Annotated in this window: 21 protein-coding genes and 1 riboswitch; of the genes, 8 read left to right on the forward strand and 13 right to left on the reverse strand. The window is 72.3% G+C overall.

Going from position 1 to position 24781, the window contains the following annotated elements; genetic code table 11:
* Positions 1-28: 28 nt before the first annotated feature.
* From ACIPJY_RS08605 to ACIPJY_RS08615, 3 genes are all read right to left on the reverse strand, one after another.
* Entirely contained in the window at positions 29-1771 is a 1743-nt protein-coding gene (locus ACIPJY_RS08605) for an ABC transporter ATP-binding protein (protein WP_400462944.1), read from the reverse strand.
* Positions 1768-2421, reverse strand: a complete 654-nt coding sequence (locus ACIPJY_RS08610; RefSeq protein WP_400462946.1) for an ECF transporter S component — start codon at positions 2419-2421, stop codon at positions 1768-1770. Before ACIPJY_RS08610 ends, ACIPJY_RS08605 begins: the two co-directional genes overlap by 4 nt.
* A riboswitch (TPP riboswitch) is annotated at positions 2418-2527 on the reverse strand. Its footprint overlaps the gene before it by 4 nt.
* A gap of 35 nt (positions 2528-2562) precedes the next feature.
* Positions 2563-2886 carry a hypothetical protein gene (locus tag ACIPJY_RS08615; RefSeq protein ID WP_400462949.1) on the reverse strand — a complete coding sequence of 108 codons (324 nt, stop codon included), beginning with the start codon at positions 2884-2886 and terminating at the stop codon, positions 2563-2565.
* 115 nt (positions 2887-3001) lie between these two features.
* Between ACIPJY_RS08615 and glgX the strand changes: the two genes are divergently transcribed.
* Genes glgX through treZ form a run of 3 tightly spaced genes read left to right on the forward strand, consistent with a single transcriptional unit; the run spans position 3002 to position 9506 of the window.
* Positions 3002-5248 (forward strand): glycogen debranching protein GlgX, encoded by a 2247-nt coding sequence (gene glgX / locus ACIPJY_RS08620; RefSeq protein WP_400462951.1) that lies wholly within the window; start codon positions 3002-3004, stop codon positions 5246-5248.
* Entirely contained in the window at positions 5245-7755 is a 2511-nt protein-coding gene (gene treY, locus ACIPJY_RS08625; RefSeq protein ID WP_400462954.1) for a malto-oligosyltrehalose synthase, read from the forward strand. Before glgX ends, treY begins: the two co-directional genes overlap by 4 nt.
* Positions 7752-9506 (forward strand): malto-oligosyltrehalose trehalohydrolase, encoded by a 1755-nt coding sequence (gene treZ, locus ACIPJY_RS08630; RefSeq protein WP_400462957.1) that lies wholly within the window; start codon positions 7752-7754, stop codon positions 9504-9506. Before treY ends, treZ begins: the two co-directional genes overlap by 4 nt.
* 228 nt (positions 9507-9734) lie before the next feature.
* Here the strand turns inward: treZ and ACIPJY_RS08635 are convergent, their stop codons facing one another.
* The 9 genes from ACIPJY_RS08635 to ACIPJY_RS08675 all read right to left on the reverse strand — a co-directional run bounded on the left by ACIPJY_RS08635 (position 9735) and on the right by ACIPJY_RS08675 (position 20163).
* Complete coding sequence (locus ACIPJY_RS08635) at positions 9735-10529, reverse strand: polyprenol monophosphomannose synthase (protein WP_400462959.1); 795 nt, start codon at positions 10527-10529, stop codon at positions 9735-9737.
* A 46-nt stretch (positions 10530-10575) separates the two neighbouring features.
* Positions 10576-11325: a class F sortase gene (locus ACIPJY_RS08640; protein WP_400462962.1), complete on the reverse strand. Its 750-nt coding sequence runs from the start codon at positions 11323-11325 to the stop codon at positions 10576-10578.
* Positions 11322-12479 (reverse strand): glycosyl hydrolase family 8, encoded by a 1158-nt coding sequence (locus ACIPJY_RS08645; RefSeq protein ID WP_400462965.1) that lies wholly within the window; start codon positions 12477-12479, stop codon positions 11322-11324. Before ACIPJY_RS08645 ends, ACIPJY_RS08640 begins: the two co-directional genes overlap by 4 nt.
* A 133-nt stretch (positions 12480-12612) precedes the next feature.
* Positions 12613-13437 (reverse strand): DUF4397 domain-containing protein, encoded by an 825-nt coding sequence (locus ACIPJY_RS08650; protein ID WP_400462968.1) that lies wholly within the window; start codon positions 13435-13437, stop codon positions 12613-12615.
* Positions 13438-13651: 214 nt separating this feature from the next.
* On the reverse strand, positions 13652-15640 hold the full coding sequence (locus ACIPJY_RS08655) for an ArnT family glycosyltransferase (RefSeq protein WP_400462970.1): 1989 nt from the start codon (positions 15638-15640) through the stop codon (positions 13652-13654).
* Positions 15637-17121: a glycosyltransferase gene (locus tag ACIPJY_RS08660; RefSeq protein WP_400462972.1), complete on the reverse strand. Its 1485-nt coding sequence runs from the start codon at positions 17119-17121 to the stop codon at positions 15637-15639. The genes ACIPJY_RS08655 and ACIPJY_RS08660 overlap by 4 nt, the downstream gene beginning before the upstream one ends.
* A complete protein-coding gene (locus tag ACIPJY_RS08665) occupies positions 17118-17606 on the reverse strand; it encodes a GtrA family protein (protein ID WP_400462975.1) in 489 nt (162 codons plus the stop codon). The genes ACIPJY_RS08660 and ACIPJY_RS08665 overlap by 4 nt, the downstream gene beginning before the upstream one ends.
* Before the next feature lie 230 nt (positions 17607-17836).
* Positions 17837-18841: an aldo/keto reductase family protein gene (locus ACIPJY_RS08670; protein ID WP_400462978.1), complete on the reverse strand. Its 1005-nt coding sequence runs from the start codon at positions 18839-18841 to the stop codon at positions 17837-17839.
* A 329-nt stretch (positions 18842-19170) separates the two neighbouring features.
* Positions 19171-20163, reverse strand: a complete 993-nt coding sequence (locus ACIPJY_RS08675) for an o-succinylbenzoate synthase (RefSeq protein WP_400462042.1) — start codon at positions 20161-20163, stop codon at positions 19171-19173.
* Positions 20164-20495: 332 nt separating this feature from the next.
* Between ACIPJY_RS08675 and ACIPJY_RS08680 the strand changes: the two genes are divergently transcribed.
* The 4 genes from ACIPJY_RS08680 to ACIPJY_RS08695 are packed head-to-tail and all read left to right on the forward strand — an operon-like array spanning position 20496 to position 23989.
* Positions 20496-20843, forward strand: a complete 348-nt coding sequence (locus tag ACIPJY_RS08680; RefSeq protein ID WP_400462045.1) for a hypothetical protein — start codon at positions 20496-20498, stop codon at positions 20841-20843.
* A gap of 32 nt (positions 20844-20875) precedes the next feature.
* Positions 20876-21805: a 1,4-dihydroxy-2-naphthoyl-CoA synthase gene (locus ACIPJY_RS08685; protein ID WP_400462048.1), complete on the forward strand. Its 930-nt coding sequence runs from the start codon at positions 20876-20878 to the stop codon at positions 21803-21805.
* Complete coding sequence (locus ACIPJY_RS08690) at positions 21805-22947, forward strand: AMP-binding protein (protein WP_400462051.1); 1143 nt, start codon at positions 21805-21807, stop codon at positions 22945-22947. The genes ACIPJY_RS08685 and ACIPJY_RS08690 overlap by 1 nt, the downstream gene beginning before the upstream one ends.
* Positions 22948-22993: 46 nt before the next feature.
* Positions 22994-23989, forward strand: coding sequence for a 1,4-dihydroxy-2-naphthoate polyprenyltransferase (locus ACIPJY_RS08695; RefSeq protein ID WP_400462054.1), 996 nt, complete (start codon positions 22994-22996; stop codon positions 23987-23989).
* 25 nt (positions 23990-24014) lie between these two features.
* Here ACIPJY_RS08695 and ACIPJY_RS08700 read toward each other — a convergent pair whose 3' ends face one another.
* Positions 24015-24341, reverse strand: a complete 327-nt coding sequence (locus tag ACIPJY_RS08700; RefSeq protein WP_400462057.1) for a DUF4229 domain-containing protein — start codon at positions 24339-24341, stop codon at positions 24015-24017.
* Between the two features lie 64 nt (positions 24342-24405).
* Here ACIPJY_RS08700 and ACIPJY_RS08705 point away from each other — a divergent pair, with 64 nt between their 5' ends.
* Positions 24406-24759 carry a PLD nuclease N-terminal domain-containing protein gene (locus tag ACIPJY_RS08705; protein ID WP_400462060.1) on the forward strand — a complete coding sequence of 118 codons (354 nt, stop codon included), beginning with the start codon at positions 24406-24408 and terminating at the stop codon, positions 24757-24759.
* Positions 24760-24781: the final 22 nt, after the last annotated feature.

The following is a 24781-nucleotide window of genomic DNA, read 5'->3' on the forward strand; positions in this document are numbered from 1 at the left end:
GACGGGGTCGCCCGCGTCGTCGGGCCGGTCACCGTGTCACCTCGGACGCGGGTCCGGCGGGTGCGGTCGCGCCGGTCGCGCTCAGGACGAGTTCGTCGGCGTCCAGGGCTCGGACGAGGTCGCGGTCGTGCGTCACGGCCACCACCGCGGTCCCGGCGTCGGCCAGGGCTCCGAGGCGGTCGACGACGGCCTGCCACGTGGCGCGGTCCTGCCCGGAGGTCGGCTCGTCGAGCACGATCACCGGCGGCTCCGTCGCGACGACGGTGCCGATCGCGAGGCGCCGGGCTTCGCCTCCCGACAGGGTGAAGGGGTTCGCGTCCGCGAGGTGCCGGAGCCCGAACGCGTCGAGGAGGTCGTCGACGCGTGCCTCGGTGTCCGGCAGGCCCAGGGCCCGCGGGCCGGCGGCGAGTTCCTCGCGGACGGTGCGGGCGACGAACTGGTGCTGGGGGTCCTGGAAGACCGTGCCGATGCGGGCCGCGAGCTCGCGGCTGGACCAGGCGTGCGGCGCGGTGCTGCTGGTGCTGCGCTGCCGTGGGCTGGGCTCGTGGGTGCTGCGCTCGTGGGTGCTGGACTCGTGGGTGCTGGGCTCGTGGGTGCTGCGCTCGTGGGTGCTGCTCTGGGTCAGGTGCTCCGTCGCTCGGAGGGTGCCCTCGGCGGGACGGAGGAGCCCGGCGAGCGTGAGCCCGAGAGTCGACTTGCCGACACCGTTCGGCCCGGTGACGGCGAGCACCCGACCGGCGCGGACGCGCAGGTCGATGCCGCTGCCCACACGCTGGCGCTTGCCCCTGGCCGTGCCGAGCCCCTCCGCGACGAGCAGTTCCGCGCCGGGCGCGGGCGCGGGCGCGCCGGGCGCGGGCGCGCCGGGCGCGGGCGCGCCGGGCGCGGGCGCTCGGTCGAGCGGGCGAAATGCCTGGGTGGGGGGCGCGGCGGACCCGGGCATTTCGCCCGCTCGACCCGCAGTGCGGAACCCCGTGCGGGCGGAACCCCGTGCGGGTTCGGCGCCGGGGACCCACACGCCGGCCGCGGTCAAGGCGTCCCCGTGGGCGGCGAGCACCTCGGCGGGCGGCCCGTCGGCGACGACGCCACCGCCCGGTTCGAGGAGCACGAGCCGATCGACCAGGTCGAGCCAGGTCCCGATGCGGTGCTCCACCACGAGCAGGGTCGCCCCGGTGTCGGCGAGCAGGGCCGCGACGGCGTCGTGCACCTGCTGCACGCCGTCCGGGTCGAGGTTCGCGCACGGCTCGTCGAGGACGAGGGCGCCCGGGCGCATCGCGAGCACCCCGGCGAGCGCCAGCCGTTGCCGCTGCCCGCCGGAGAGCATCGTCGTGGAGCGGCCGAGCGGCAGGTCGAGTCCGACGACGTCGAGCGCCGACCGGACCCGCTCCCACGTCTCACCGCGCGGGACGCCGGTGTTCTCGCACCCGAACGCCACGTCGTCGCCCACGCGGGACATCACGGTGTGCGCCTCGGGGTCCTGCATGACGAGCCCGACACGGCCGCGGACGGCCTGCGGCGCGGCGCCGTCGACGAGCACCGTGCCCCGGACCGCGGCGGCGGTGTCGTCGTCGGGGTCCGGTTCGTCCGGCAGCACCGCTGCGACGGCCCGGAGGAGCGTGGACTTCCCGGCGCCGGACGGCCCGACGACCGCGACCCGCTCCCCCGGCTCCACGACCAGGTCGACGCCGCGGACGGCCCAGGCGACACGGTCGGCGTACCGCCAGCCCCAGTCGTGGAACTCGATCCGGGCGGGGTGCACGCCCGGTGTGCTCACGCTGCCGAGGAGGTCGGACGGCGCCGGGTGTGCTCGCGACCGGCCGCGAACGAGGACAGCACCCCCGTGCGGGCGAGCGCCCGGACGATCAGCCACGAGCCGACGCCGGCGATCACGGCGCCGGAGATCGTGCCGCAGACGATGTAGACGCCCTTGAACGCAGCGTCGTAGCCCGCGTACCAGAGCACGGAGTCGTTGATGCCCATCGCGAGGCCGGCGGCGGCCCCGGCCAGGACGACGACCGGCAGCCGGTACACGCGGTACAGGAACAGGGCGAGGACGATCTCCGCGCCGAGCCCCTGCACGAGGCCGGCCTCGAGGGTGCTCCATCCCCACTGCGTCCCGAGCAGGGCCTCGACACTGGCCGCGACGATCTCGGCGAACAGCGCGGCACCCGGCTTCCGGACGACGAGCGCGACGATCGGTCCGGCGAGGAGCCAGACGCCGCCGAAGAGCGCCTGGGTGCCGGGCAGCAGCAGGGCGACCGCGGCGGCGAGCGGCTCGTAGCCGAACTCCCAGAGCTTGAAGACGACACCGACCGCGACGGCGAGCACGCTCGCGACGACGATGTCGACGACCCGCCAGCGGAGCGACCGCTTCGGCGCGGCGATCGTGGGGGTACGAACTGTGGACGGCATGCGCGTGGGCATCGTTCTGGACTCCTCCCTGCGCCGGCATGACCCGGATCAGGTTCGACGGTCGGAGCGCTGCTCGCTCCCTCTCAGCCCGGCGATCCCGGACTCCCGTGTGTGTCCTGGCAGTGTACCGCTGCCCTCGGCCCCGTGACGGGGCTACTTCTTGAGGACTCGGACGAGCTTCCGGAGCACCGTGCCGGTCACCCAGACGAGCGGGATGCTGACGGCGACGAGCGAGATGAGGTTCGGCTCGAACTCGAGGTCCTTGCCCGGGCGACGGATGTACGCCCCGATCGGCACGGAGACGCCGCCGCCACCGCCGCCGCCGTTGTCGTCCCCGTCCCCGCCGCCCCCGAAGCCGAACCAGCCGAGGGACACCGGGATGAGCGTCTGGTCGCCGACCTCGACCGGGTCCCCGTAGTTCGTGGAGACGTCGATGGGTCGGACCTTGTCTGCGATCTGCGTGACGATGTTGGCCATGGCGGCGACGCTACTCCGCTGTGGATGGATGCCGTTCGTCCACCGACATCAGCGCGCAGCGGACAGCACAGGGACCCGTCGATACCTTTGGCAAGACCCATCTCTGGAGGATCGTTTGCACACCTGGCCCGGCAACCCCTACCCGCTCGGCGCGACCTACGACGGCAGCGGCACCAACTTCGCGCTGTTCAGCGAGGTCGCTGAGCGCGTGGAGCTCTGTCTGTTCGACGAGGACGGCACCGAGGAACGCGTTCCCCTCGTCGAGGTCGACGCCTACGTCTGGCACGCCTACCTGCCGAACGTCGGCCCCGGGCAGCTCTACGGCTTCCGCGTCTCCGGCCCGTACGACCCGGAGACCGGCGCGCGGTGCAACCCGGAGAAGCTCCTCCTCGACCCCTACGCCAAGGCGACGAGCGGCGAGATCGACTGGGACCAGTCCCTGTTCTCGTACACGTTCGGCGACCCGGACTCCCGCAACGACGAGGACTCCGCGGCGCACATGGTCAAGGGCGTCGTGATCAACCCGTTCTTCGACTGGCAGGGCGACCGCGCACCGCGGACCCCGTACGGCGAGACCGTCATCTACGAAGCGCACGTGAAGGGCCTCACCGAGACGCACCCCGCCGTCCCGGAAGAACAGCGCGGCACCTACGCCGGCGTCTCGCACCCGGCGGTCATCGAGCACCTGCAGCGCCTCGGGATCACGACGCTCGAGCTGATGCCCGTGCACCAGTTCGTGAACGACTCGACGCTGCAGGACAAGGGCCTGTCGAACTACTGGGGCTACAACACCATCGGGTTCTTCGCCCCGCACTCGCACTACTCATCCTCGGGCGACCAGGGCCAGCAGGTGCAGGAGTTCAAGACGATGGTCCGCGAGCTCCACCGTGCGGGCATCGAGGTCGTCCTCGACGTGGTCTACAACCACACCGCCGAGGGCAACCACATGGGTCCGACGCTGTCCTTCCGCGGCATCGACAACGCCGCGTACTACCGCTTGATGGACGACGACAAGCGCTACTACATGGACTACACGGGCACCGGGAACTCGCTCAACGTGGGACACCCGCACTCGCTGCAGCTCATCATGGACTCGCTCCGCTACTGGGTGACCGAGATGCACGTCGACGGCTTCCGGTTCGACCTGGCGTCGGCCCTGGCCCGCGAGTTCTACGAGGTCGACCGGCTCTCGGCGTTCTTCGAACTCGTCCAGCAGGACCCGATCGTGTCGCAGGTGAAGCTCATCGCCGAGCCGTGGGACGTCGGCCCCGGCGGCTACCAGGTCGGCAACTTCCCCCCGCAGTGGTCGGAGTGGAACGGCAAGTACCGCGACACCGTCCGCGACTTCTGGCGGGGCGAGAGCTCGACGCTCGGCGAGTTCGCCTCCCGCATCTCCGGATCTGCGGACCTGTACGAGCACGACGGCCGCACGCCCAAGGCGAGCATCAACTTCATCACCGCGCACGACGGCTTCACGCTGTACGACCTCGTCGCCTACAACGAGAAGCACAACGAGGCCAACGGTGAGGACAACAACGACGGCGAGAGCCACAACCGGTCCTGGAACTCCGGGGTCGAGGGCCCGACCGACGACGAAGCGGTGAACGCCCTGCGGCTGCAGCGCCGCCGGAACTTCATCGCGACGCTGCTCCTCAGCCAGGGCGTCCCGATGATCGCCCACGGCGACGAGCTCGGTCGCTCGCAGTCCGGCAACAACAACGTCTACGCGCAGGACTCCGAGCTGAGCTGGATCGACTGGGACACCGCGGACGACGACCTCATCCAGTTCACGGCCGACGTCACGAAGCTCCGGCACGACCACCCGACGTTCCGTCGCACCCGGTACTTCAACGGGCGTCCGGTGCGCCGCGGACAGGACGAACCACTGCCGGACGTGGTGTGGCTGACGCCCTCCGGTGACGCCATGGAGCCCGAGGACTGGGACTCCGGCTTCGGCAAGAGCGTCGGCATGTACCTGAACGGCGAGGGCATCCGCGGGCGCGACTCCCGCGGCGACCGGGTGACCGACGTGGCGTTCATCACGTACTTCAACGCCCACGACGACGTCGTGACGTTCACCATCCCCCCGGAGGAGTACGCACCGGGCTGGACGGTCCGCATCGACACCGCCGATCCCGGCGCCCGCGACGAGGTCATCGACGCCGGCACGCCGCTGGACGTCCCCGCGCGCTCGATGATCGTGCTCCGCGCCGAGCCCGACCACGAGGTCACGGTCACCCCGGTCGAGACCCAGACCGCCGGCGCCCCGGCCCCCCGCGCCCCGCAGGACGCCGTGACCCCGGCGAACCCGGCCGGTTCGACGGCTCCGAGCGGCACCGCCCAGGGCGGGGCGACCCGATGACCAGACGCCTGCCGGTGTCGACGTACCGGCTGCAGATCTCGCCGGACTTCGACCTGGCCGCGGCGGCCGACGTCGTCGACTACGTGCGGGACCTCGGAGCCGACTGGCTGTACCTCTCCCCGGTACTGCAGGCGGAGCCCGGCTCGAACCACGGGTACGACGTCGTCGACCACACCCGGATCGACGCCGAGCGCGGCGGGGACGACGCCTTCCGTGCCCTGACCGAGGCCGCACACGCGGCGGGTCTCGGCGTGCTGGTGGACGTCGTCCCGAACCACGTGGGCGTCGCGACCCCCGAGGTGAACCCGTGGTGGTGGTCCCTGCTCGAACACGGTCAGGGCTCCCCCGTCGCCCAGGCGTTCGACGTCGACTGGCAGGCCGGCGACGGCCGGATCCGCATCCCGGTGCTCGACGACCGGCTGCTCGACGGAGTCACGCTCGACACGACGCGCGAACCCGCCGTACTGCTCGTCGGCACGACCGCGTACCCCACGGCTCCCGGCACGGTGCACGACGCCGACGGCACCGGCCCGGACGCCGTCGCCGCGGTGCACGCCCGGCAGCACTACGAGTTCGTGCACTGGAAGCGTGCGGATCACGACCTCAACTACCGGCGCTTCTTCGCGGTGAACACGCTCGCCGCGATCCGCGTCGAGGAGCCCGAGGTCTTCGCGGCCTCGCACGCCCTCGTCGGCCAGTGGTTCCGGGACGGCCTCGTGGACGGCCTGCGGATCGACCACCCGGACGGGCTGTACGACCCGGCCGGGTACCTCCAGGACCTGCACGGACTGACCGGCGGCGCCTACACGCTCGTCGAGAAGATCCTCGAGCCGGGCGAGGAACTCCCGGCGAGCTGGCCCGTCGACGGCACGACCGGTTACGACGCACTCGGTGTGGTCGACCGGCTGTTCGTCGACCCCCTCGGCGAGGAACCCCTCTGGGCCACGGTGGACGCCGAGCCCGCAGACTGGCAGGCGCTGACGCACGACACCCGGCGCGGCATCGCCGAGGGCATCCTCGGCAGCGAGGTCGAACGCCTCGCCCGGCTGCTCGAAGCAGACGGCACCGCTCGGGACCTCGACCACGCCCGTCTCGTCGACGCCCTCGCCGAGGTGATCGCGTCCTTCGACGTCTACCGCACCTACCTGCCCGAGGGCTCGCACCACCTCCTCACCGCGCTCGAGCTCGCCGCGGAGACCCGCCCGGACCTCGACGACGTCATCGACCGGATCGCCCCCGCGCTCGTCGACCCGTCGAACGCCGCCGCGGTCCGGCTCCAGCAGACGAGCGGCATGGTGATGGCGAAGGGCGTCGAGGACACGGCGTTCTACCGTGCCGCGAAGCTCAGCTCCCTGAGCGAGGTCGGCGGCGACCCGAGCATCTTCTCGGTCGGCCCGGACGAGTTCCACGCGGCACAGCGCGAGCGGCTCGCCAGCTGGCCGCACACGATGACGACGCTCACCACGCACGACACCAAGCGCAGCGAAGACACCCGCGCCCGCATCGCGGTCCTCGCCGAACTCGGCGACGAGTGGACCGAGACCTTCCAGCGCCTGCACGCCCTGGCGCCGCTCGAGGACGAGGTGTTCGCGAACCTCCTCTGGCAGGCGATCGTCGGTGCCAGGCCGGCCTCCCGCGAACGGCTCCACGCCTACGCCGAGAAGGCATCGCGCGAGGCCGGGAACAGCACGACGTGGACAGAACCGGACGAGGACTTCGAGGGCCGCATGCACGCGCTCGTGGACGCCGCCTTCGACGACCCCGCCGTGGTCGCGTTGCTCGACGACCTCGACGAGCGGATCGACGCTGCCGGGTGGTCGAACGGGCTCGGCGTGAAGCTCGTCCAGCTCACCGCGCCCGGCGTCCCCGACGTCTACCAGGGCACCGAGCTCTGGGACCGCTCGCTCGTCGACCCGGACAACCGCCGCCCGGTGGACTACGCCGAACGCCGGCACCTCCTCGCCGAGCTGGACGGCCCCGACGACGACGGCCCCGAGGTCCTGCCGTCGATCGGCATCGACGGCGCCGCGAAGCTGCTGGTCACCAGCCGTGCGCTCCGCCTCCGTCGCGACCGGCCCGAGCTGTTCACGCGGTACCTCCCGGTCGAGGCCACCGGCATCGCCGCCGACCACGTCGTCGCGTTCGACCGCGGCGGCGCCGTCACGGTCGCCACGCGGCTGCCGATCGGCCTGGCACGGGTCGGCGGGTGGGGTGACACGCTGATCCACCCGGCTCCCGTCGACCGCGTCGACCTCCTGACCGGGAGGCCCGTCCCGGCTTCCCGGGGCATCGCCCTGTCCGAGCTGCTCACCACCTACCCCGTGGCACTGCTGGTGCCGGCGGCGGACGTGGACGAGACCGGCCACGTCGCTGACGCGACGTCCGAGGCGGACACGGGCCCGGCCTCCCGACCGAGTGCGACCGCACCGACGCCGGACGCGAGCCGGACCGACGCGACCGAGACGCCTGAGCAGGCGGAGATCGACATCCTGGAGGGGCACGCATGACCGCACCCGACCGATACGCCGTGTGGGCGCCGGCCCCCGAGCGCGTGCGCCTGGTCGTCGACGGCACGGAGTACCCGCTGACCCGCGGTGCCGACGACTGGTGGCGCACCGACGAGATCGTCCCCGTCGTCGGTGCCCGGTACGGGTTCCGCATCGGAGACGACGACGCCGTGCGGCCCGACCCGCGCAGCCGGTACCAGCCGGACGGCGTGCACGGCCCGTCCGAGGTCGTGGACCCGGCCCGGTTCGCGTGGACCGACGAGTCCTGGACCGGCCGTCCGGCCCGCGGCGCCGTGATCTACGAGATGCACGTCGGGACGTTCACCCCGGAGGGCACGCTCGACGCCGCTGCCGAGCAGCTCGACCACCTGGTGGAGCTCGGCGTCGAGTTCGTCGAGCTCCTGCCGGTGAACGGCGTCAACGGCGAGTGGAACTGGGGCTACGACGGCGTCGCCTGGTATGCGGTGCACGCACCGTACGGCGGCCCGGACGCCTACGACCGCTTCGTCGACACGGCGCACGCGCTGGGGCTCGGCGTCATCCAGGACGTCGTCTACAACCACCTCGGACCGAGCGGCAACTACCTGCCGCTGTACGGGCCGTACCTGGTGCAGGGGCTGGCGAATACGTGGGGCGACTCGGTGAACGTCGAGCACCCGGAGGTCCGCCGGTACGTCCTCGACAACGTGCGGATGTGGTTCCGGGACCACCACGTCGACGGGCTCCGGCTCGACGCGGTGCACGCGATCCGGGACACCACCCGGCCGCACGTGCTGGCGGACATGGCCTCGGAGACGGACGCGTTCTCGGCGTTCGTCGGCAGGCCGCTGTCGCTCATCGCGGAGTCCGACCTCAACGACCCCGTCATGTTCCGCCCGCGGGAAGCCGCCGGCTACGGGCTCGCCGGGCAGTGGTCGGACGACTTCCACCACGCCGTGCACGTGGCGCTCACCGGCGAGACGAACGGCTACTACGCCGACTTCGCCCCGCTGTCGGCGCTCGCGAAGGTGCTGCGGGACGGCTTCTTCCACGACGGCACGTGGTCATCGTTCCGCGGCAAGCGGCACGGGCGGCCGATCGACCGCGGCACCTCCCCCGCGACGGCGCTGGTCGTCGCGAACCAGAACCACGACCAGATCGGCAACCGTGCCGCTGGCGATCGCCTGGCCGCCTCGCTGTCCGACGAAGGGCTGGTCATCGCGGCTGCGCTGACCCTGCTCGGCCCGTTCACGCCGATGCTCTTCATGGGTGAGGAGTTCGCCGCGACGACGCCGTGGCAGTTCTTCACGTCGCACCCGGAGCCGGAGCTCGGTAAGGCCACGGCAGAGGGCCGCATCAAGGAGTTCGCGGAGCACGGCTGGGACGAGTCCGCCGTGCCGGACCCGCAGGACCCGGCGACTTTCCAGAACTCGAAGCTCGACTGGGCGGACGTCTCCTCGGACCGCGGCACGGCGATCCTGCGGGCCTACCGGGTGCTCGTCGCGCTGCGGCGGACCGACGAGGCCTTCGTCGACGACCGCTACGAGGCGAACGCCGTCCGGTTCAGCGAGGACCGCCGGTGGCTCGTCCTGACCCGGGGGCTCCTCGGGCCGACCGTCGCGCCGGTGCACGTCGTGGTGAACTTCCTCGACGACTCGGCCGAGGTACCGGTGCCCGGCGCGACCGGTGAGGTGCTCTACGCGTTCGGCGATGCCTCGGTGGCGACGGACTGCGTCCGGTTCACCGGGCGCGGGGTGGTCGTGCTGCGGTAGCGGGTCTGTGGGTCTGCGGGTCTGCGGGTCTGCGGGTCTGCGGGTCTGCGGGTCTGCGACGAGGGTTGCGACACCGGACGGCACTCTGCGCGGCGCATCTCCCGGCGCGCTGTCGCTTTCCGGGCAGCGCCCCCGCACCCGCGCCCGCGCCCGCCCGCCCCCGCGCCCGCAGCGCCCCCGCGCCCGCCCCCGCGCCCGGGCCGCAGCGCCCGGGTCCGAGCACCGGCCTCAGTGGATCGGGTTCGGCACCGCGTGCGCGTTCCGCCGCACCGACGGCAGCGGCTTGCGCTGCATCGCGAGCGCCCGGGCCTCGCGGAGGCGCCGGTCGATGCCCCACTTCGTGACCAGGGTCAGGCTCTCCCGGACGATGTTCCCGCTCATCTTCGAGACGCCGAACTCCCGCTCGGTGAACGTGATCGGGGTCTCCACGACCTGCAGTCCGGCCTCGAGGGCACGCCAGCACAGGTCCACCTGGAAGCAGTACCCCTTCGAGGCGATGCCGTCCAGGTCGATCCGCCGAAGCGCGTCGGACGTGAACACCCGGAAGCCGCCCGTGGCGTCGCGGACCGCGATCCCGAGTGCCATGCGCGTGTAGAGGTTCCCGCCGCGGGACAGGAGCTCCCGGTACCACGGCCAGTTCTCGACCTCGCCGCCCTTGATCCAGCGGGACCCGAGCACCAGGTCGTTGGTGTCCGCGAGCTCGATCAACCAGGGCAGGTACTCCGGGTGGTGCGAGCCGTCCGCGTCCATCTCGACGAGCTTGTCGTAGCCGTGCTCGAGACCCCACGCGAAGCCGGACAGGTACGCGCCGCCGAGGCCGTCCTTGACGGTGCGGTGCAGGACGTGCACGCGGTCCGTCTCGGTCGCGATGGTGTCGGCGATGTCGCCGGTGCCGTCGGGCGAGTTGTCGTCGACGACGAGCACGTGGACGGTGTTGTCGGTCGCGGCAAGCGTGCGCGACACGATCGGGCGGATGTTGTCCGCCTCGTCGTAGGTCGGGATGATGACCAGGGTCTCGCTCATGGTGCTCCTCGAAGTTCCGTGTCGAAGGTATCGGTCGGGTGCTGGATCAGCGGTCTGACAGCGATGCGAAGACGATCAGGTTGTCCGTGTAGTGCCCGGTGGCGGTGTCGAACGTGCCGTCGCAGGTGATCAGCCGGAGTTGCGGGGTGGGGGTGGTGCCGTAGACGTCGCTCGTCGGGAACGCGGACTTCGAGGCACGCTCGGTGTCCTGGACGGTGAAGGTCCTGGTGCTGCCGTCGGACATCGCCACGTGGATCTCGTCGCCGGCCACGAGTTCGTCGAGGCGGAAGAACACCGCGGCGCTCGTCGGGCTGTCGACGTGCCCGGCGATGACGGCGGGTCCGACCTCGCCCGGGACGATCCCGTCGCTGAACCAGCCGGCGTTGTCCCAGCCCTTCGGCGGGTCGAGCTCACCGGCGGAGCCGCGGTGCAGGTCCTCGAGCGAGGCGTCCACACCGATCGCGGGGATCGACACCCGGGTGGGCGTGGCGTCCGACTCCGCTGCGGGCGCGGCGGGGTCCTGGAACCCGGTGGTGTCCCGGTCCCCCGCGGCATCGGAGGACGACCCGGCGGACGACGAACCCGATCCAGATACCGATCCCGCCTCGGACCCCGGCGAAGCAGACGACGACGCGGAAGCGACCGGTGCGGAGCCCGACCCGGAGGCGACCGCGACCCCGGTCACGACGGCTCCCGCCACGACGACCGCGGCAGCAGCAGCCGCGACGGCCACCCAGCGACGCCGGAGCCCGGCAGTCGCAGACCCGGTCGCACGCGCGGACCGCCGCCCGGTCACGACGCGCCTCCGGCCGAGGTCGCGCAGCCGCCGAGCACGTCGGACGTGAGCATCGTCGCCCCGAGGGCCGCCCACGCGTCGCCGTAGTACGTCGGCGTCGTCGCGGCCGTGCGGTCGGCCCGGTCGATGTCCTTCGACGCCGCCGCCGTGGACCCCGCGGCCTGCTCGGCAGCGGCACGGGCGACGTACGCCAGCGCGCTCTTGTCCCCGGTGACGGCCGTGCCGCCGAGGTCGAGCTGCGCCGCGAGCTGCGTCGTCCGCCGGAGGGTCGGCGCGATCGACGCCGCCAGGGAACGGTCGGCGCCCGTGCACGCCTCGGCGTACCGGAGCGGCATCCGCATCGCGTCGTAGCCGTACAGCACGCGAGCGTCGTTCCCGGTGGCGGGCATCGGGTCGACGCTGCCGTCTGCGTGGACCTGCGACCAGTCGCTCGGCAGGTCGGACTTCTCGAGCACGGCCTTCGTCACCGCCCGGGAGCCGGCCTCGAGCTCCGCCCAGCGGTCGTCCCCGGTGGCCGATGCGAGCACCCGGTAGGCGGCCGGCGACGCGTACGAGGCGTCGTACCGGTACGGCTCCGAGTCCGCCCACGGCCCGGGCAGCAGGATCCGCCCGAGGTCGGTCGTCGCGGTCTCGTGGTCGAGCACGGCCGCGGCGACGCGCTTGCCGGCCTTCGTGTAGCGCTCGTCACCCCACGCAGACCCCGCGAGCACGAGTGCCCTGGCGGCGTCGAGGTCGGCGTCGCTCGCGGACTGCCCGTCGGCGATGCCGCCGTCGGTGGTCCACCGCCAGGCGAGCAGGTCATCGTCGGTGAGCATGTGTTCTCGGGTCCACGTCCAGATGTCGTCGAAGCGCTCGCGGTCACCCGCGGCGTACGCGATGAGCAGGCCGTACGCCTGGCCCTCGCTGACGGTGTCGTCGCCCTGGTCGATCCGCACGATGCGGCCGTTCCGCTCGTACCGGTCCAGGAACGCGGTGCGCAGCTCGGCGGCGGACCGCGTGCCGTCCGGCGCCGTGGTCGAGGTCGGGGTCGATGCGCCACCGGCATCCGGTGCCGGGTCCGACCAGGGTCGGACCGCCGCGACGGCGATGCCGCCGGCGACGAGGACCGCGGCGACGCCGACGGCGGTGACGGTGATCCAGTTCCTGCGGGTCATGCTGGCTCGCTCTCTGCTGGGTGGCGGGGGTCGCGCGACGGGTGACGTGGGCGACGGGCTGGGTGGGCTTCGGGACGGGAGGACCGGATCGCGTGAGCGGATCGGCGGCGGCGAGCCGGGCCTCCAGTCCGGATCAGTGGAACAGTCCGCGGAAGACGCGCACCACCGCGTGCAGGAAGCCCGTGGCCGGGGCGTCGGCGGCGGTGCCGCCGCCGCCGGTCTGGACCCCGCCCTTCGGCGTCGCGGCCGTGGCCGCCGCGTCGGTGACGGGCACGATCGTCAGGTCGCCGGCGCTGTTGTCGAGCACGAACAGGGTGGAGACGGTGTTGCCCTTGAGGTCGACGTCCGCGGTGCCGGTCTGGCCGCTGCCGGCGATGTCGAGGTCCCACTTGCCGGCGTCGACCGTGGCGTACTCGGTCGCGGTGCCGAAGGCGGCGTTCGTGGCGACGTCCGTGCCGTCCGCGGTGACGTCGACCTTCTTGGCCGTGGTCGCGGCCTGGACGAGCCGGAGCTTCGCCTTGCCGTCGCCGGGCTGCTGGAGGTCGTCGGAGAACGCGGCCGTCTTCAGCGACTTGTTCTTGCCGTACGCGACGACGGTGCTCGCGTTGCCGCCCTGCACCGTGACGTCGGTGGAGATGACCGGGGTGGAGTCCGGGGCGTCCGAGGCGCGCATCGAGAGCACGTAGGTGCCGGCGGCGAGCTCCTGGTAGGGGCTGACCTGACCGTACGTGACGTCGTCGAGCTCGAACACCTTCTTGCCGCCGGACAGGCTCGACAGTTCGACGTCGACGCCCTTCGTGTCCGGGGAGAGGTGGCCGACGCGGAGCCAGCCCTCGTCGGCGGGCGCTGCGCTGGCGGCCTGCGGTGCGGCGAGGCCGACGGTCGCGGCGACGAGGGTGGCGGCCAGGGCGCCGACGACGGCGACGCGGCGACGGGGAGTGCGTGCGGTGACGTTCATGGTGGTGCTCCTTCGGGTCGGGTGGTGCTGGTCGTTCCGGATCAGGGCCGCGGCCCCGGGCAGGCCGGGTGCGGGGGTTCGTGCGTGTGCGGGTGCTCGTGCGGGCCGGCCGTGCCGAGCGGGCGAAATGCCCGGGTGGTCGCGGCGACGACCACGGTGTTTCGCCCGCTCACGGTCCCGCGCGGTCGCGCGCCCGCTCACGTCCCCGCGCGGCTCACGAGGTGCTGACCGCGGTGCTCGTCGGGTCGGTCGTCGGGAACACGATCGTCAGGGTGTCGCCGTCCCGCTCGACCGAGGTCGGCCGGAAGGCGCTGGACATGGCCTCGAGGGTCTGCTCGGTCCGGGAAGCCGCCTGGTCGCTCGACGCGTGCAGGACCACGCGGCGGAACGACTGGCCGGTCTCGCCGGTCATCGGCGTGAAGCGGTCGATCCGCACCGAGCGGTCGGCGAGCACCTGGCCGAGGGCGATCATCGCCCGGGAGTCGACCTGGCCGGCGCGGAACTGCGACTTCGTCCCGGCGTCGGCCTCGAGTGCCGGGTTCTGGGCGAGCTGCGTCCCGAGGGTCTTCCGCTGGTCGGTCGCCTTCGTGATCTCCTGCTTCGCGGTCGACTCGCCCTGCGGGTGGATCTGCCGGACGTCGACCGCCTGGTTGCCGGTCCCGAAGGTCGCGACGCTCGTGGAGTTCGCGATCGCCTGACGGACGTCGGACGACGAGTTCCCGCCGGTCCGCATGGAGTCGGTCGTGACGACGTAGTCCGAGTCCTTCCAGCCGTTCGGCGACTGCTTCTCGACGGCTCCGTCGGTGTCGAGCTTGTAGTACCAGACCACGTTGTTCCGCGCGAAGCCGTCGTTCACCAGGTCGACCCACATCGCGTCGTCGACGAGCATCCGGGAGCGCTTGTCGACGTTGTCGCCGATCCAGTTCTCCGCCTGCGCCATCGGCTTGTCGAGGTCGGTGACGAGGAACCCGCGGAGCTGCGAGCCCCAGAGCGGCACGGCGGCCACGAGTGCGGCGACCGTGACGATCGCCCAGGTCCCGCCGAGCACCCGGCGCGAGACCCCGCGGAAGCGGTTCCTCCCCCGGAAGGCGGTGATGCCGGCCACGGCGAGCACGGCCCGCTCGGCGACGTACGCCACGAGGAGCGCCCCGAACGGCACGAGCATGATCACGTACGGCACGGGCAGGTACCCGTTCGGGCGGAACATCATCGCGAGCAGGAACACGAGCATCGCGGCGATCGGACGGACGCGGCGCAGGAACAGGCCCACGACCGCGGCGGCCGAGCCGAGCACGATGAACACCGGGTCGAGCGCCCACCACTGGGACGCCGCCTCGTTCGCCAGGCTGCCGCTGGTGAAGAGCGATCCGCTCGCCTCCCGGCTGCCCAGCTGGTACGTGACGCCCTCGAGCAGGCTGACCTTGCCGGCGCTCGGCAGGAGTTCGCCCTTCACGGCGGCGAGCAGGACGTACCCGCCACCGATCACCGCCAGCACGGCACCGGCGACGCTGAGCGTGTACCGGCGGGTGCTCGGGTCGGCACGGCGGAACGCCATCCAGACCAGGAAGGGCAGCGCCAGCAGGTAGGTCTCCTTGCTGAGCACCGCGATGCCGAGGCACGCCGCGGCACCGACGAAGCCGGCGAGCTGCTGCCGGCGGCTGAGCACGAGCACGAACGCGGCGAGGAGCCACGGGGTCGCGACGTTGTCGATGTAGACCGTGCGGTGGTACTGCAGCGCGAGCGGCGAGAGCCCGAACACGAGCACCGCGATCGCGGCCGTCGGCCGGGCGGTGCCGAGGCGTCGGGCCAGCACGAACACCAGGACCGCGGAGACCGCGGCGAAGAACACCATCGCCTCCCGAGCGGCCTCGACGGCGAACGGGTAGCGGGCGAACGCGCCGGTCAGCGACGTGTACCCGGCGATCTGGATCCAGCCGAGCGGCGGGTGGTCGTACCAGTACGTGTAGTGCGTGAGCTCGCCGAGGTGGGTGATCGCCCACGCCTGGGCGGTGTACGTGCCCTCGTCGTCGATGCGCTGCGGGATGCCGCCCATGTTCCAGGCCTGCACGACCGCGGCGATCGCCACGACGGGGAGGAGCCACGCGAGGCTCCTGGCGTGCACCTGGAACCAGAGGCGCACACCGGTGGCGGTGGACGTCCCGCGGACCGGGATGCCGGTCGTGTGGGTGATGCTCGCGGTCATCGTTCACCTCCTGCGGATGCACCGGCGAACGCCGGCTCGGGGTTGGTCACGGCCGAGGGGAAGCCGACGACCTCGGGCTGCTGCGCCGCGGTGCGGTGCTGCCCGGTGTGCTCCGTCTTCTCCCAGCCGTTCTGGCCGCGGGCGTGCCGGACCACGGCACGGACGGCCGCCGCGGCGAGGAACACCTGGTACGGGATCAGGCCGAGGACGAGCTTCACGTAGTCGCGGATCCGGACCTTCTCCTTGTAGAGCCGGCCGAACTCGCCGAGCCCGGCGATCTCCACCGCCAGGAGCATCAGCGTCGGTGCGAGCGGGATGAAGGAGACCAGGGCGATCGCCGTCGGGACCTTCACGAACGCGATCATGACCACGCTGAGCGGGATGAGCAGACCGGTGGCCGCCTGGATGAACGGCATCGTGAGCAGGTACCGGGCGAAGAAGCGCTGCTTCAGCGTCGGGAGCTTCTTCCACTCCCCCTTCTCCAGGACCTGCAGGAAGCCCTGGTTCCAGCGGGTGCGCTGCTTCAGCAGGGAGGCGAAGGTCGGCGGGGTCTCCTCGCGGGTGACCGCCTCGGGGCTGTACGCCACGACGACCTTGGCGCCGTCGGCGGAGAGCCGGACCCCGAGCTCGCAGTCCTCGGCGAGGCAGTGCGCGTCCCAGCCGTTCGACCAGTCCAGGCGCTCCTTCGTCACGAAGACGGTGTTGCCGCCGAGCGGGATGAACTTCGACTCGGCGTGGAAGTGCAGGCGCGAGCGGAACCAGAAGTAGTACTCGAGCACGTTCCGGAGCGACCACCAGCTCGACTTGAAGTTCATCAGCTGCACGCCGCCCTGCACGACGTCGGCGCCGGTCTCCTGGAAGCGCGAGTCGACCAGGGTGAGCAGGTGCGGGTACACCTCGTCCTCGGCGTCGAACACGCCCACGACGTCACCGGTGGCGTACTGCAGCGCCAGGTTCATCGCCTTCGGCTTGTTCTTCGGCAGCGTGTCGTCGACCACGACCTTGATCAGGCCGGGGTGGCGGGCCGCGGCCTCACGGACGACCCGGTCGGTGCCGGGGTCGTCCTCGCCGACGATCGCGATGATCTCGAAGTCGGGGTGGTCCTGCGTGGCGAGCATGTCGAGCGTCTGCCCCATCACGTCCTCCTCGTGCCGGCCGGGCACCAGGAGGGTGAAGCGGTGCGCCGCGGGACGCGGCGTCTGGCTGAAGCTCGTCGCGCGGAGCGCGGAGCGCGAGCGCCAGGCGTGCAGCATCCACCACAGGGTGGACAGCGCGACCAGCGTGAGCAGCACGGAGATGGCGATGAGGGCGCTGTAGCCGACCCACTCGCCGACCGACCAGGCGGCGTGCGGGAGTTGACCCGAGCCTCCTGTCGGGACGTCCGTGGTGCCCCGGTTCGGGACGTTCCCCGACGTGCCGGACTGGTCCTTCGGCTGCAGCAGCGGGCCGGCGGCCGCGGCCAGCGTCGTGATGACGGTCATTCGACGATCTCCTTCGTGCGACGTGCGTCGTGGGAACGGAAGACGAGGGCCTTGTACGCGGCGAACCGGAACGCGGTGCCGAGGACCAGGCCGACCCCGTTGCCGGCGACGTTGTCGGCGAGGGTGGAGGTGAATCCGAGGAGGTAGTGCGAGACGTACAGGCAGGCCGCGGCGATGCCGAGGCCGATCAGGTTCGTGAGTGCGAAGAGCAGCCCCTCGCGGATCGTCTCGCGACGCCCGGTGGTGCGCTCGGCGCGGAACGTGATGAAGCGGTTCAGGACGTAGGCGACCGCCGTCGAGACGACCGCGGACGCCACCTTCGCGCCGATGGGCTTGTCGTCGAGCACCGTGGCGCGCAGCAGGTTGTAGACGCCGAGGTCGACGAGGAAGCAGAACGCGCCGATGGCGCCGAAGGACACGAGCTGCCGGGCCGTCGCGACGAGACGGCTCAGCCGTGCTGTCGGTGTCACCTGTTCAGGTGGCACCACAACGAGGGTGTCGGTCGAGGTCATGCCCCCGATTCGGGGGGCTCCTCGATGGGGTTTGGGCGGGGTACGGACTTACCCAGGGGTCTACCAGGAACGCGACACGCGTTGTTCATCCGGGGTACGCGCGGTGCGGTGTGCAACGTCGCGTCGCGCGCTTCTCCTGGGACGACGGACGGGAGGCCCGGTGCCAGCTGGCACCGGGCCTCCCGTCGGATGGGTGGTCGCGTCTACGCGGGGCGCGACGTCGGGCTGACGCTCTTCGAGGAGTCGCGTTCCGGGATGTCGCCGAGCGCCTCGTCGATGGCGCGGAGCGCGTCGGCGTCGAGGGTGACGCCAGCAGCCTTGACGTTGTCGGTGACCTGCGACGGACGGGAGGCCCCGACGATCGCGCTGGCCACGTTCTCGTTCTGCAGCGTCCACGCGATGGCGAGCTGGGCGAGGGTCAGGCCGGCCTGGTCGGCGACGGGCTGCAGGCGCTGGACGGCCTCGAGGACCTCGTCGCGCATGAACCGCTTGATCATGTCCGCGCCGCCCTTCTCGTCCGTGGCGCGCGAGCCCTCGGGCAGGGGCTGGCCGGGCTTGTACTTGCCCGTCAGGACGCCCTGCGCGATCGGGGACCAGACGATCTGCGAGAGGCCGAGCTCCTTCGAGGTGGGGACGACCTCGCCCTCGATGACCCGCCAGAGCATGGAGTACTGCGGCTGGTTCGAGATGAGCTGGAAGCCGAGCTCCTTCGCCAGCGCGGCGCCGGCGCGGATCTGCTCCGCCGTCCACTCGGAGACGCCGATGTAGAGCGCCTTGCCCTGCCGGACCACGTCGGCGAAGGCCTGCATGGTCTCCTCGAGCGGGGTCTCGTAGTCGTACCGGTGGGCCTGGTAGAGGTCGACGTAGTCCGTCTGGAGGCGGGTCAGCGAACCGTTGATCGACTCCATGATGTGCTTCCGGCTGAGCCCGACGTCGTTGTGCTGCTTCGGGCCGGTGGGCCAGTAGACCTTCGTGAAGACCTCGAGGCCGGCACGACGCTCCCCCTTGAGCGCTTCGCCGAGGACCGTCTCCGCCGCGGTGTTGGCGTACGTGTCCGCGGTGTCGAACGTGGTGATGCCGGCGTCGAGCGCTGCCCGCACGCACTGGGTGGCGACGTCGTTCTCGACCTGCGAGCCGTGGGTCAGCCAGTTGCCGTACGTGATCTCGGAGATCTTGAGTCCGGAGTTGCCGAGGTACCTGAATTCCATGCTCCGACGCTACCGCGCGCGGCCGCCGCGGCGGGAGGCCCCGGCGGGGCCTGCCGCGCGCGGCCGCGGCCGCGGCGCGTGCCGCCTGGCCGCGGCGAGTGGGGGGGGGGGGGGGGGGCCCCCGGGGGGGGGGGGGGGGGGGGGGCCCCCCCCCCCCCCCCGCCTCCGTCGTGTCCCGGTCTAGCCCCCCGGGGCGCGCCCCCGCCCGGTCTCGCGCCTGGTTTCCCCCCGGTGAGATCGCACTTCGTGTCGGCTCGGCAGCGCCGGACCGACACGAAGTGCGATCTCAGCGGCCGCCCGCGCCCGCGCCCGCGCCCGTGCGCGCGGCGCTACGCGCCCGCGCCCGCGGCGCGCAGCGCCGCGTGCACGCGCGCGACGCGCGCGCGCCACCACGCGTCCCGCTCCGGCGGAGCGGCGAAGCGGGCGAGCAACGCGGGTGAGACCTCGACGCGGCGGACCCCGATCCTGCCGTCGGCGGGCAGCAGCGGCTCGGCCGTGACGTCCCCCTCGAACATCACGGCGGTCCCCAGGCCCGCCGCGTACCCCGGGGTCATCGCCTCCGCCGCGAGGAACGCCCCCATCCCCAGCCCGACCGACGTGTCCAGCGCGCTGGACACCACGCACGGCAACCCCGCCGCCGCGATGACCGCCCGCGCCGCGGTGATCCCGCCGAGGGGCTGCGCCTTGACGACGAGGACGTCGGCGGCGCCGGCCCGCGCGACGGCGAGCGGGTCGGTGGCCTTGCGGACGCTCTCGTCCGCCGCGATCGGCACGCCGAGCCCCGCGATCCGGGCCCGCAGCGCAGCGAGCTCGGGCACCGTGCGGCACGGCTGCTCGGCGTACTGCAGGTCGAACGGCGCGAGCTGCTCCAGCGCCGCGGTCGCCTGGTCGACGCTCCACAGCCCGTTCGCGTCGACCCGCACGGCCGCGGCGGGCCCCATCACCCGGCGCACCTCGGCGACCCGGGCGACGTCGTCCGCGACGGAGGTGCCCGGTTCGGCGACCTTGACCTTCGCGGTCGTGCAGCCGGGGTACCGCGCGAGGAGGTCCGCGACGGCACCGGGCTCGATCGCCGGCACCGTGGCGTTCACCGGGACGGACGCGGCTGCCGGAACGTGTTCGGTCCAGCCGAAGTCGACGGTGCCACGGAGCCACGCGGCGGCCTCGGCGTCGTCGTACTCGACGAACGGGGAGAACTCCGTCCAGCCGGCGGGCCCGCGGAGCACCACGGCCTCTCTCGTGGTGATGCCGCGGAACCGGACCCGCATCGGCAGGGCCACGACGTGGGCGTCGGCGAGGAGTTCGGCGAGGTCGGGGAGCACGGTCCCATCCTCGCAGCGGACCCCACGCTTCCTCGGAGCCGACCGCCAGGGCAGGGCATTAGCATGCATCGGTCGGCCCAGGTCGACGGCCGACACGACGACCAGAGGCAGAGGGAGGCTCCGTGGCGACTGATCCGCAACAGCGGTCGTCAGGCGCATCCGGAGCCGGTCCGTCGGGCGCACGCTCACCCGGAGCCCGAGCAGCGGCACCCGGTGCCGGCGCGCCCCGAGCGGGCACCCCTCGAGCAGGCACCCCGCGATCGGGTACCCCCAAGGCCGGCACCCCGAAGGCCGGCACCCCCAGAGCCGGCACCGACGAGTTCGCCCGGCTCATGCAGTCGAACACCGTCGACGTCCGGCGGCAGGGACGCACCCGTCGCCGGCGCAACCCCATCGTCGGCAAGATCGCGTTCGGCCTGGCGATCGTCTCCGCCGCGGTGGACGCCAGCGCGTTCGCGGTGTTCATGGGCGGCGACACGAAGTTCGCCTTCGGGATCTGCTTCGTCGTGGTCTTCCTGACGCTCATCGCGGCCGTCCTCGGGTTCATCGCCGCCGTCGGCGGGTTCGGCCGCTGGTACGGTGCGATCGGCGTCGTCGTGGCGTTCTTCGCGAACCCGGTGATCCTGATCATCCTCGTCGTGATGGTGGCCCCCGAGCTCCTCACCGACATGGGCGCGTAGCTCCGCCGCCCCGGGTCGGTAGGTTGGGTGACATGCCCGACACCGTGTCCGACCTGTTCGATCCCGACGTCTGGACGACCGCCCCCGCGGCGGCGTCCTTCACCGACATCACGTACCACAAGCACGTGTCGCAGGGGATCGTCCGCATCGCGTTCGACCGCCCCGAGGTCCGCAACGCGTTCCGCCCCCGCACCGTCGACGAGCTCTACCGCGCCCTCGACGACGCCCGCCAGGACCCGCGCGTCGGTGTCGTCCTGCTCACCGGCAACGGCCCGAGCCCGAAGGACGGCGGCTGGGCGTTCTGCTCCGGCGGTGACCAGCGCATCCGCGGCCGCAGCGGCTACCAGTACGTGGGCGACGAGGGGGCGCCGCCCGAGGGTGTCGACCCCGCAGCGGCACAGGCGTCGATGGGGCGGCTGCACATCCTCGAGGTCCAGCGCCTCATCCGGATGATGCCGAAGGTCGTCATCGCGGTGGTCCCGGGGTGGGCGGCGGGCGGCGGGCACTCGCTGCACGCCATCTGCGACCTGACGATCGCCAGCGCCGAACACGGCAGGTTCAAGCAGACCGACGCCGACGTGGGCTCGTTCGACGGCGGGTACGGCAGCGCCTACTACGCCAAGCAGATCGGGCAGAAGCTCGCGCGCGAGGTCTTCTTCCTCGCCGAGGAGTACTCCGCGCAGCGCGCGTACGAGATGGGCGCAGTCAACCGGGTCGTCCCGCACCAGGACCTCGAGCGCGAGGCCATCCGGATGGGCGAGACCATCCTCGGCAAGTCCCCGACGGCGATCCGGATGCTCAAGTACGCGTTCAACGCGGTGGACGACGGCATGGTCGGCCAGCAGGTCTTCGCGGGCGAGGCCACGCGGCTGGCCTACGGCACCGACGAAGCCGTCGAAGGTCGCGACTCCTTCCTCGAGAAGCGCAAGCCCGAGTGGACGTCCTTCCCCTGGCACTACTGATGGTCCGCCCGCTGGTCGCGCTGGGCACGTCGGACCCGTCGGCGGTGCTCCACGGCCTGGAGGCTGCCCTCGCCGGCGGCCCGGCACTGCTCCCCGTCGCCGAGGGTGCACCGGCGCTGCCGACGCGGGCTCCGGCCGACGTCCCGCAGCGGGTCGCCCTGGTGGTCGAGACGAGTGGGTCCACCGGCACCGGGAAGCGTGTGGCACTGTCCTCGGAGGCGCTGCTCGCCGGCGCCGCTGCCGCGGACGCCGCGCTCGGCGGGCCAGGCGGGTGGGTCCTGGCGCTGCCGACGCACTACATCGCCGGTCTGAACGTGCTGACGCGCTCGATCGCGGCGGGGACGACCCCGTCGATCGTCGCACCTGGCCACTTCGACGCGGGTGCGTTCGCGGACGCCGCCGACCGGCTCGTCACCGGGCCGGCCGCCCCGCGCCGGTACACGTCCCTCGTCCCCGTGCAGCTCGCCCGAGTGCTCGACGACGAGCGTGCGACGGCAGCCCTCGCCGGGTTCGACGCGGTGCTCGTCGGTGGCCAGGCGACCCCGCTCACGCTCCGGCAGCGGGCCGTCGACGCGGGCGTGCACGTCGTCACGACCTACGGCGCGAGCGAGACGAGCGGCGGTTGCGTCTACGACGGCGTCCCGTTCGGCACGGTCGGCACCGACCTCGTCGACGGCGAGCTCTGGCTCCGCGGGCCGATGCTCGCCGAGGGGTACCTCGGGGACGACGACCGCACCGCGGCGACGTTCGTGGAGCGGGACGGCCACCGGTGGTACCGCACCGGGGACGCCGCGACGATCGAGGACGGCGCCGTGCGGGTGCTCGGCCGTCTCGACGACGTGGTCATCTCCGGCGGCGAGAAGGTCCCGCTCGGGCTGGTCGAGCGCCTGGTCCGCGAGCTGCCCGGACAGGAGTCCGCCGTGGTGACCCGCCGGGCGTCGGGGGAGTGGGGCGAGGTGCCCGTCGTCGTCACGTCCGTCCCGCTCGACCTCGAACGCGTCCGTGACCACGTCGGCGCGGCACTCGGGCGGGCCGCGCGACCGGCCGACGTGATCGTGCTGGACGCGGTGCCGATGCTCGCATCGGGCAAGCCGGACCGCCGTGCGATCCGCACCCTCGCCGATCCGTCAGCGGCTTCATAGCGGCGCGGGGCGTCGACGTGCCGCGGCCCGAATAGGATTGACGGTCGTGGCACGATCGAAGAACGAGACCCAGAAGCAGGGCCGCTCCGGCAACCCGGCGAAGGCAGCGGCCCCGGCACGCACGAAGCGACGGGCGACCGCCAGCGACTGGATCGGCGGCGCACGACTCCGCACGCTCACGCTCGGCGTCGTCCCGGTCGTCCTCGGGACCGCCGTGGCGTTCGTGGACAGCGGCACGACCGGTGACTTCGGCGACTACATCGGCACGGACGGGCACCTGGCGATCGCCCTGCTCGCCCTCGCGGTGGCCCTGTTCCTGCAGATCGGCGTGAACTACAGCAACGACTACTCCGACGGTGTCCGCGGCACGGACGAGTTCCGCGTCGGACCCGCTCGGCTCACCGGCGCCGGGCTCGCGAAGCCCCGGACCGTGCTGACCGTCGCACTGACGTTCTTCGGCCTCGCCGCCGTCGCCGGCATCGTCATCGTGGTGCTCACACAGCTGTGGTGGCTGCTCCTCGTCGGTGCCGCCGCGATCGTCGCCGCGTGGTTCTACACCGGCGGCAAGAAGCCCTACGGGTACAACGCGCTCGGCGAGGTCTTCGTCTTCGTGTTCTTCGGGCTCGTCGCGGTCCTCGGCACCCAGTACGTGCAGATCCGCGAGATCACGCACAGCGGCTGGGCGGCGGCGATCGCGGCCGGCTTCTTCGCCTGCGCGGTCCTGATGGTGAACAACATCCGCGACATCGACGAGGACCGTCTCGCCGGCAAGCGGACCCTGGCGGTCGTGGTCGGCCGACCGGTCGCCCGCGTGCTCTACGGGCTCTTCCTGATGCTGCCGTACGTCGCGCTGCTCTGGTTCGTGCTGCTGTACTTCCGGACCGGCTTCACGTACTTCTCGCTGCTGCTGGCGCTGCCGGCGCTCGCGATCGGGGTGTCGTCCCGGAAGCCGCGCGAGCTCATCACCGCGCTCCAGCTGTCCTCGTTCGCGTCGCTCGTCTTCGGACTCGTGCTCGGCGTCACGCTGGCCGTGCAGCCGTAGATCCGCGCGCTCCCGGCGGCCGGCGTCAGTCGGTGGTGGGGTGGTCCCGGCGCTCCGCGTGCCGGTCGGCGTCCGAGACCGGGCGCACCGTCGGGGCGTCGGTGTCCTCGGCGTCGACGAAGTCGTCCTCGAAGTCCGAGTCGGCGTCGCGCTCCGGGCGGCCCCGCCGGTTCGCGAGGTTCGTGGTGACCTCGCCGCGCAACCGGGGCAGCGCGATGTAGGACACGAGCAGCCCGATCAGCGCCGCGCCGATCGTGGCCCAGTACCAGGGCAGCCCGATCACGAACAGGACGACGAGCGCCGCCGCGAAGATGCCGAGACGGGCGAGGGTGTAGACGAGCCACGCTTTCACGCGGCAAGTCTACGGACGCCCGACCGTGAGGTCGGTCACAGCCTGGCGACCTACACTGCACGGCATGATCCGCTTGTGGCTCGTCGTCGTCGTCGCCGCCGTGGCGTTCACGGTGTACGCGCTCATCGACTGCGCGACGATGCCGAAGCAGCGCATCCGGTCGCTCCGTCGTGGTCTCTGGCTCCTGCTCATCGTGATCCTGCCCGTCGTCGGCAGCCTGCTGTGGTTCGTCCTCGGCCGAGCGCCCGCCGCTCCGGAGCGCGTTGCCCGGTACCGTGGTCCCGAAGACGACCCGGACTTCCTCGGCGAGCAGACTCCCGAGCGGCCCCGCACGGACAAGGACCAGGACGACGCGACCCTCCGAAACCTCGAAGAACAGTTCCACGACACGGACGACGACGGCCGCACCGATCGCTGACGGCGACGGTCACCCCGCGTCG

The organism is Curtobacterium sp. NPDC090223, assembly GCF_044746585.1.
Classification (GTDB): Bacteria; Actinomycetota; Actinomycetes; order Actinomycetales; family Microbacteriaceae; genus Curtobacterium.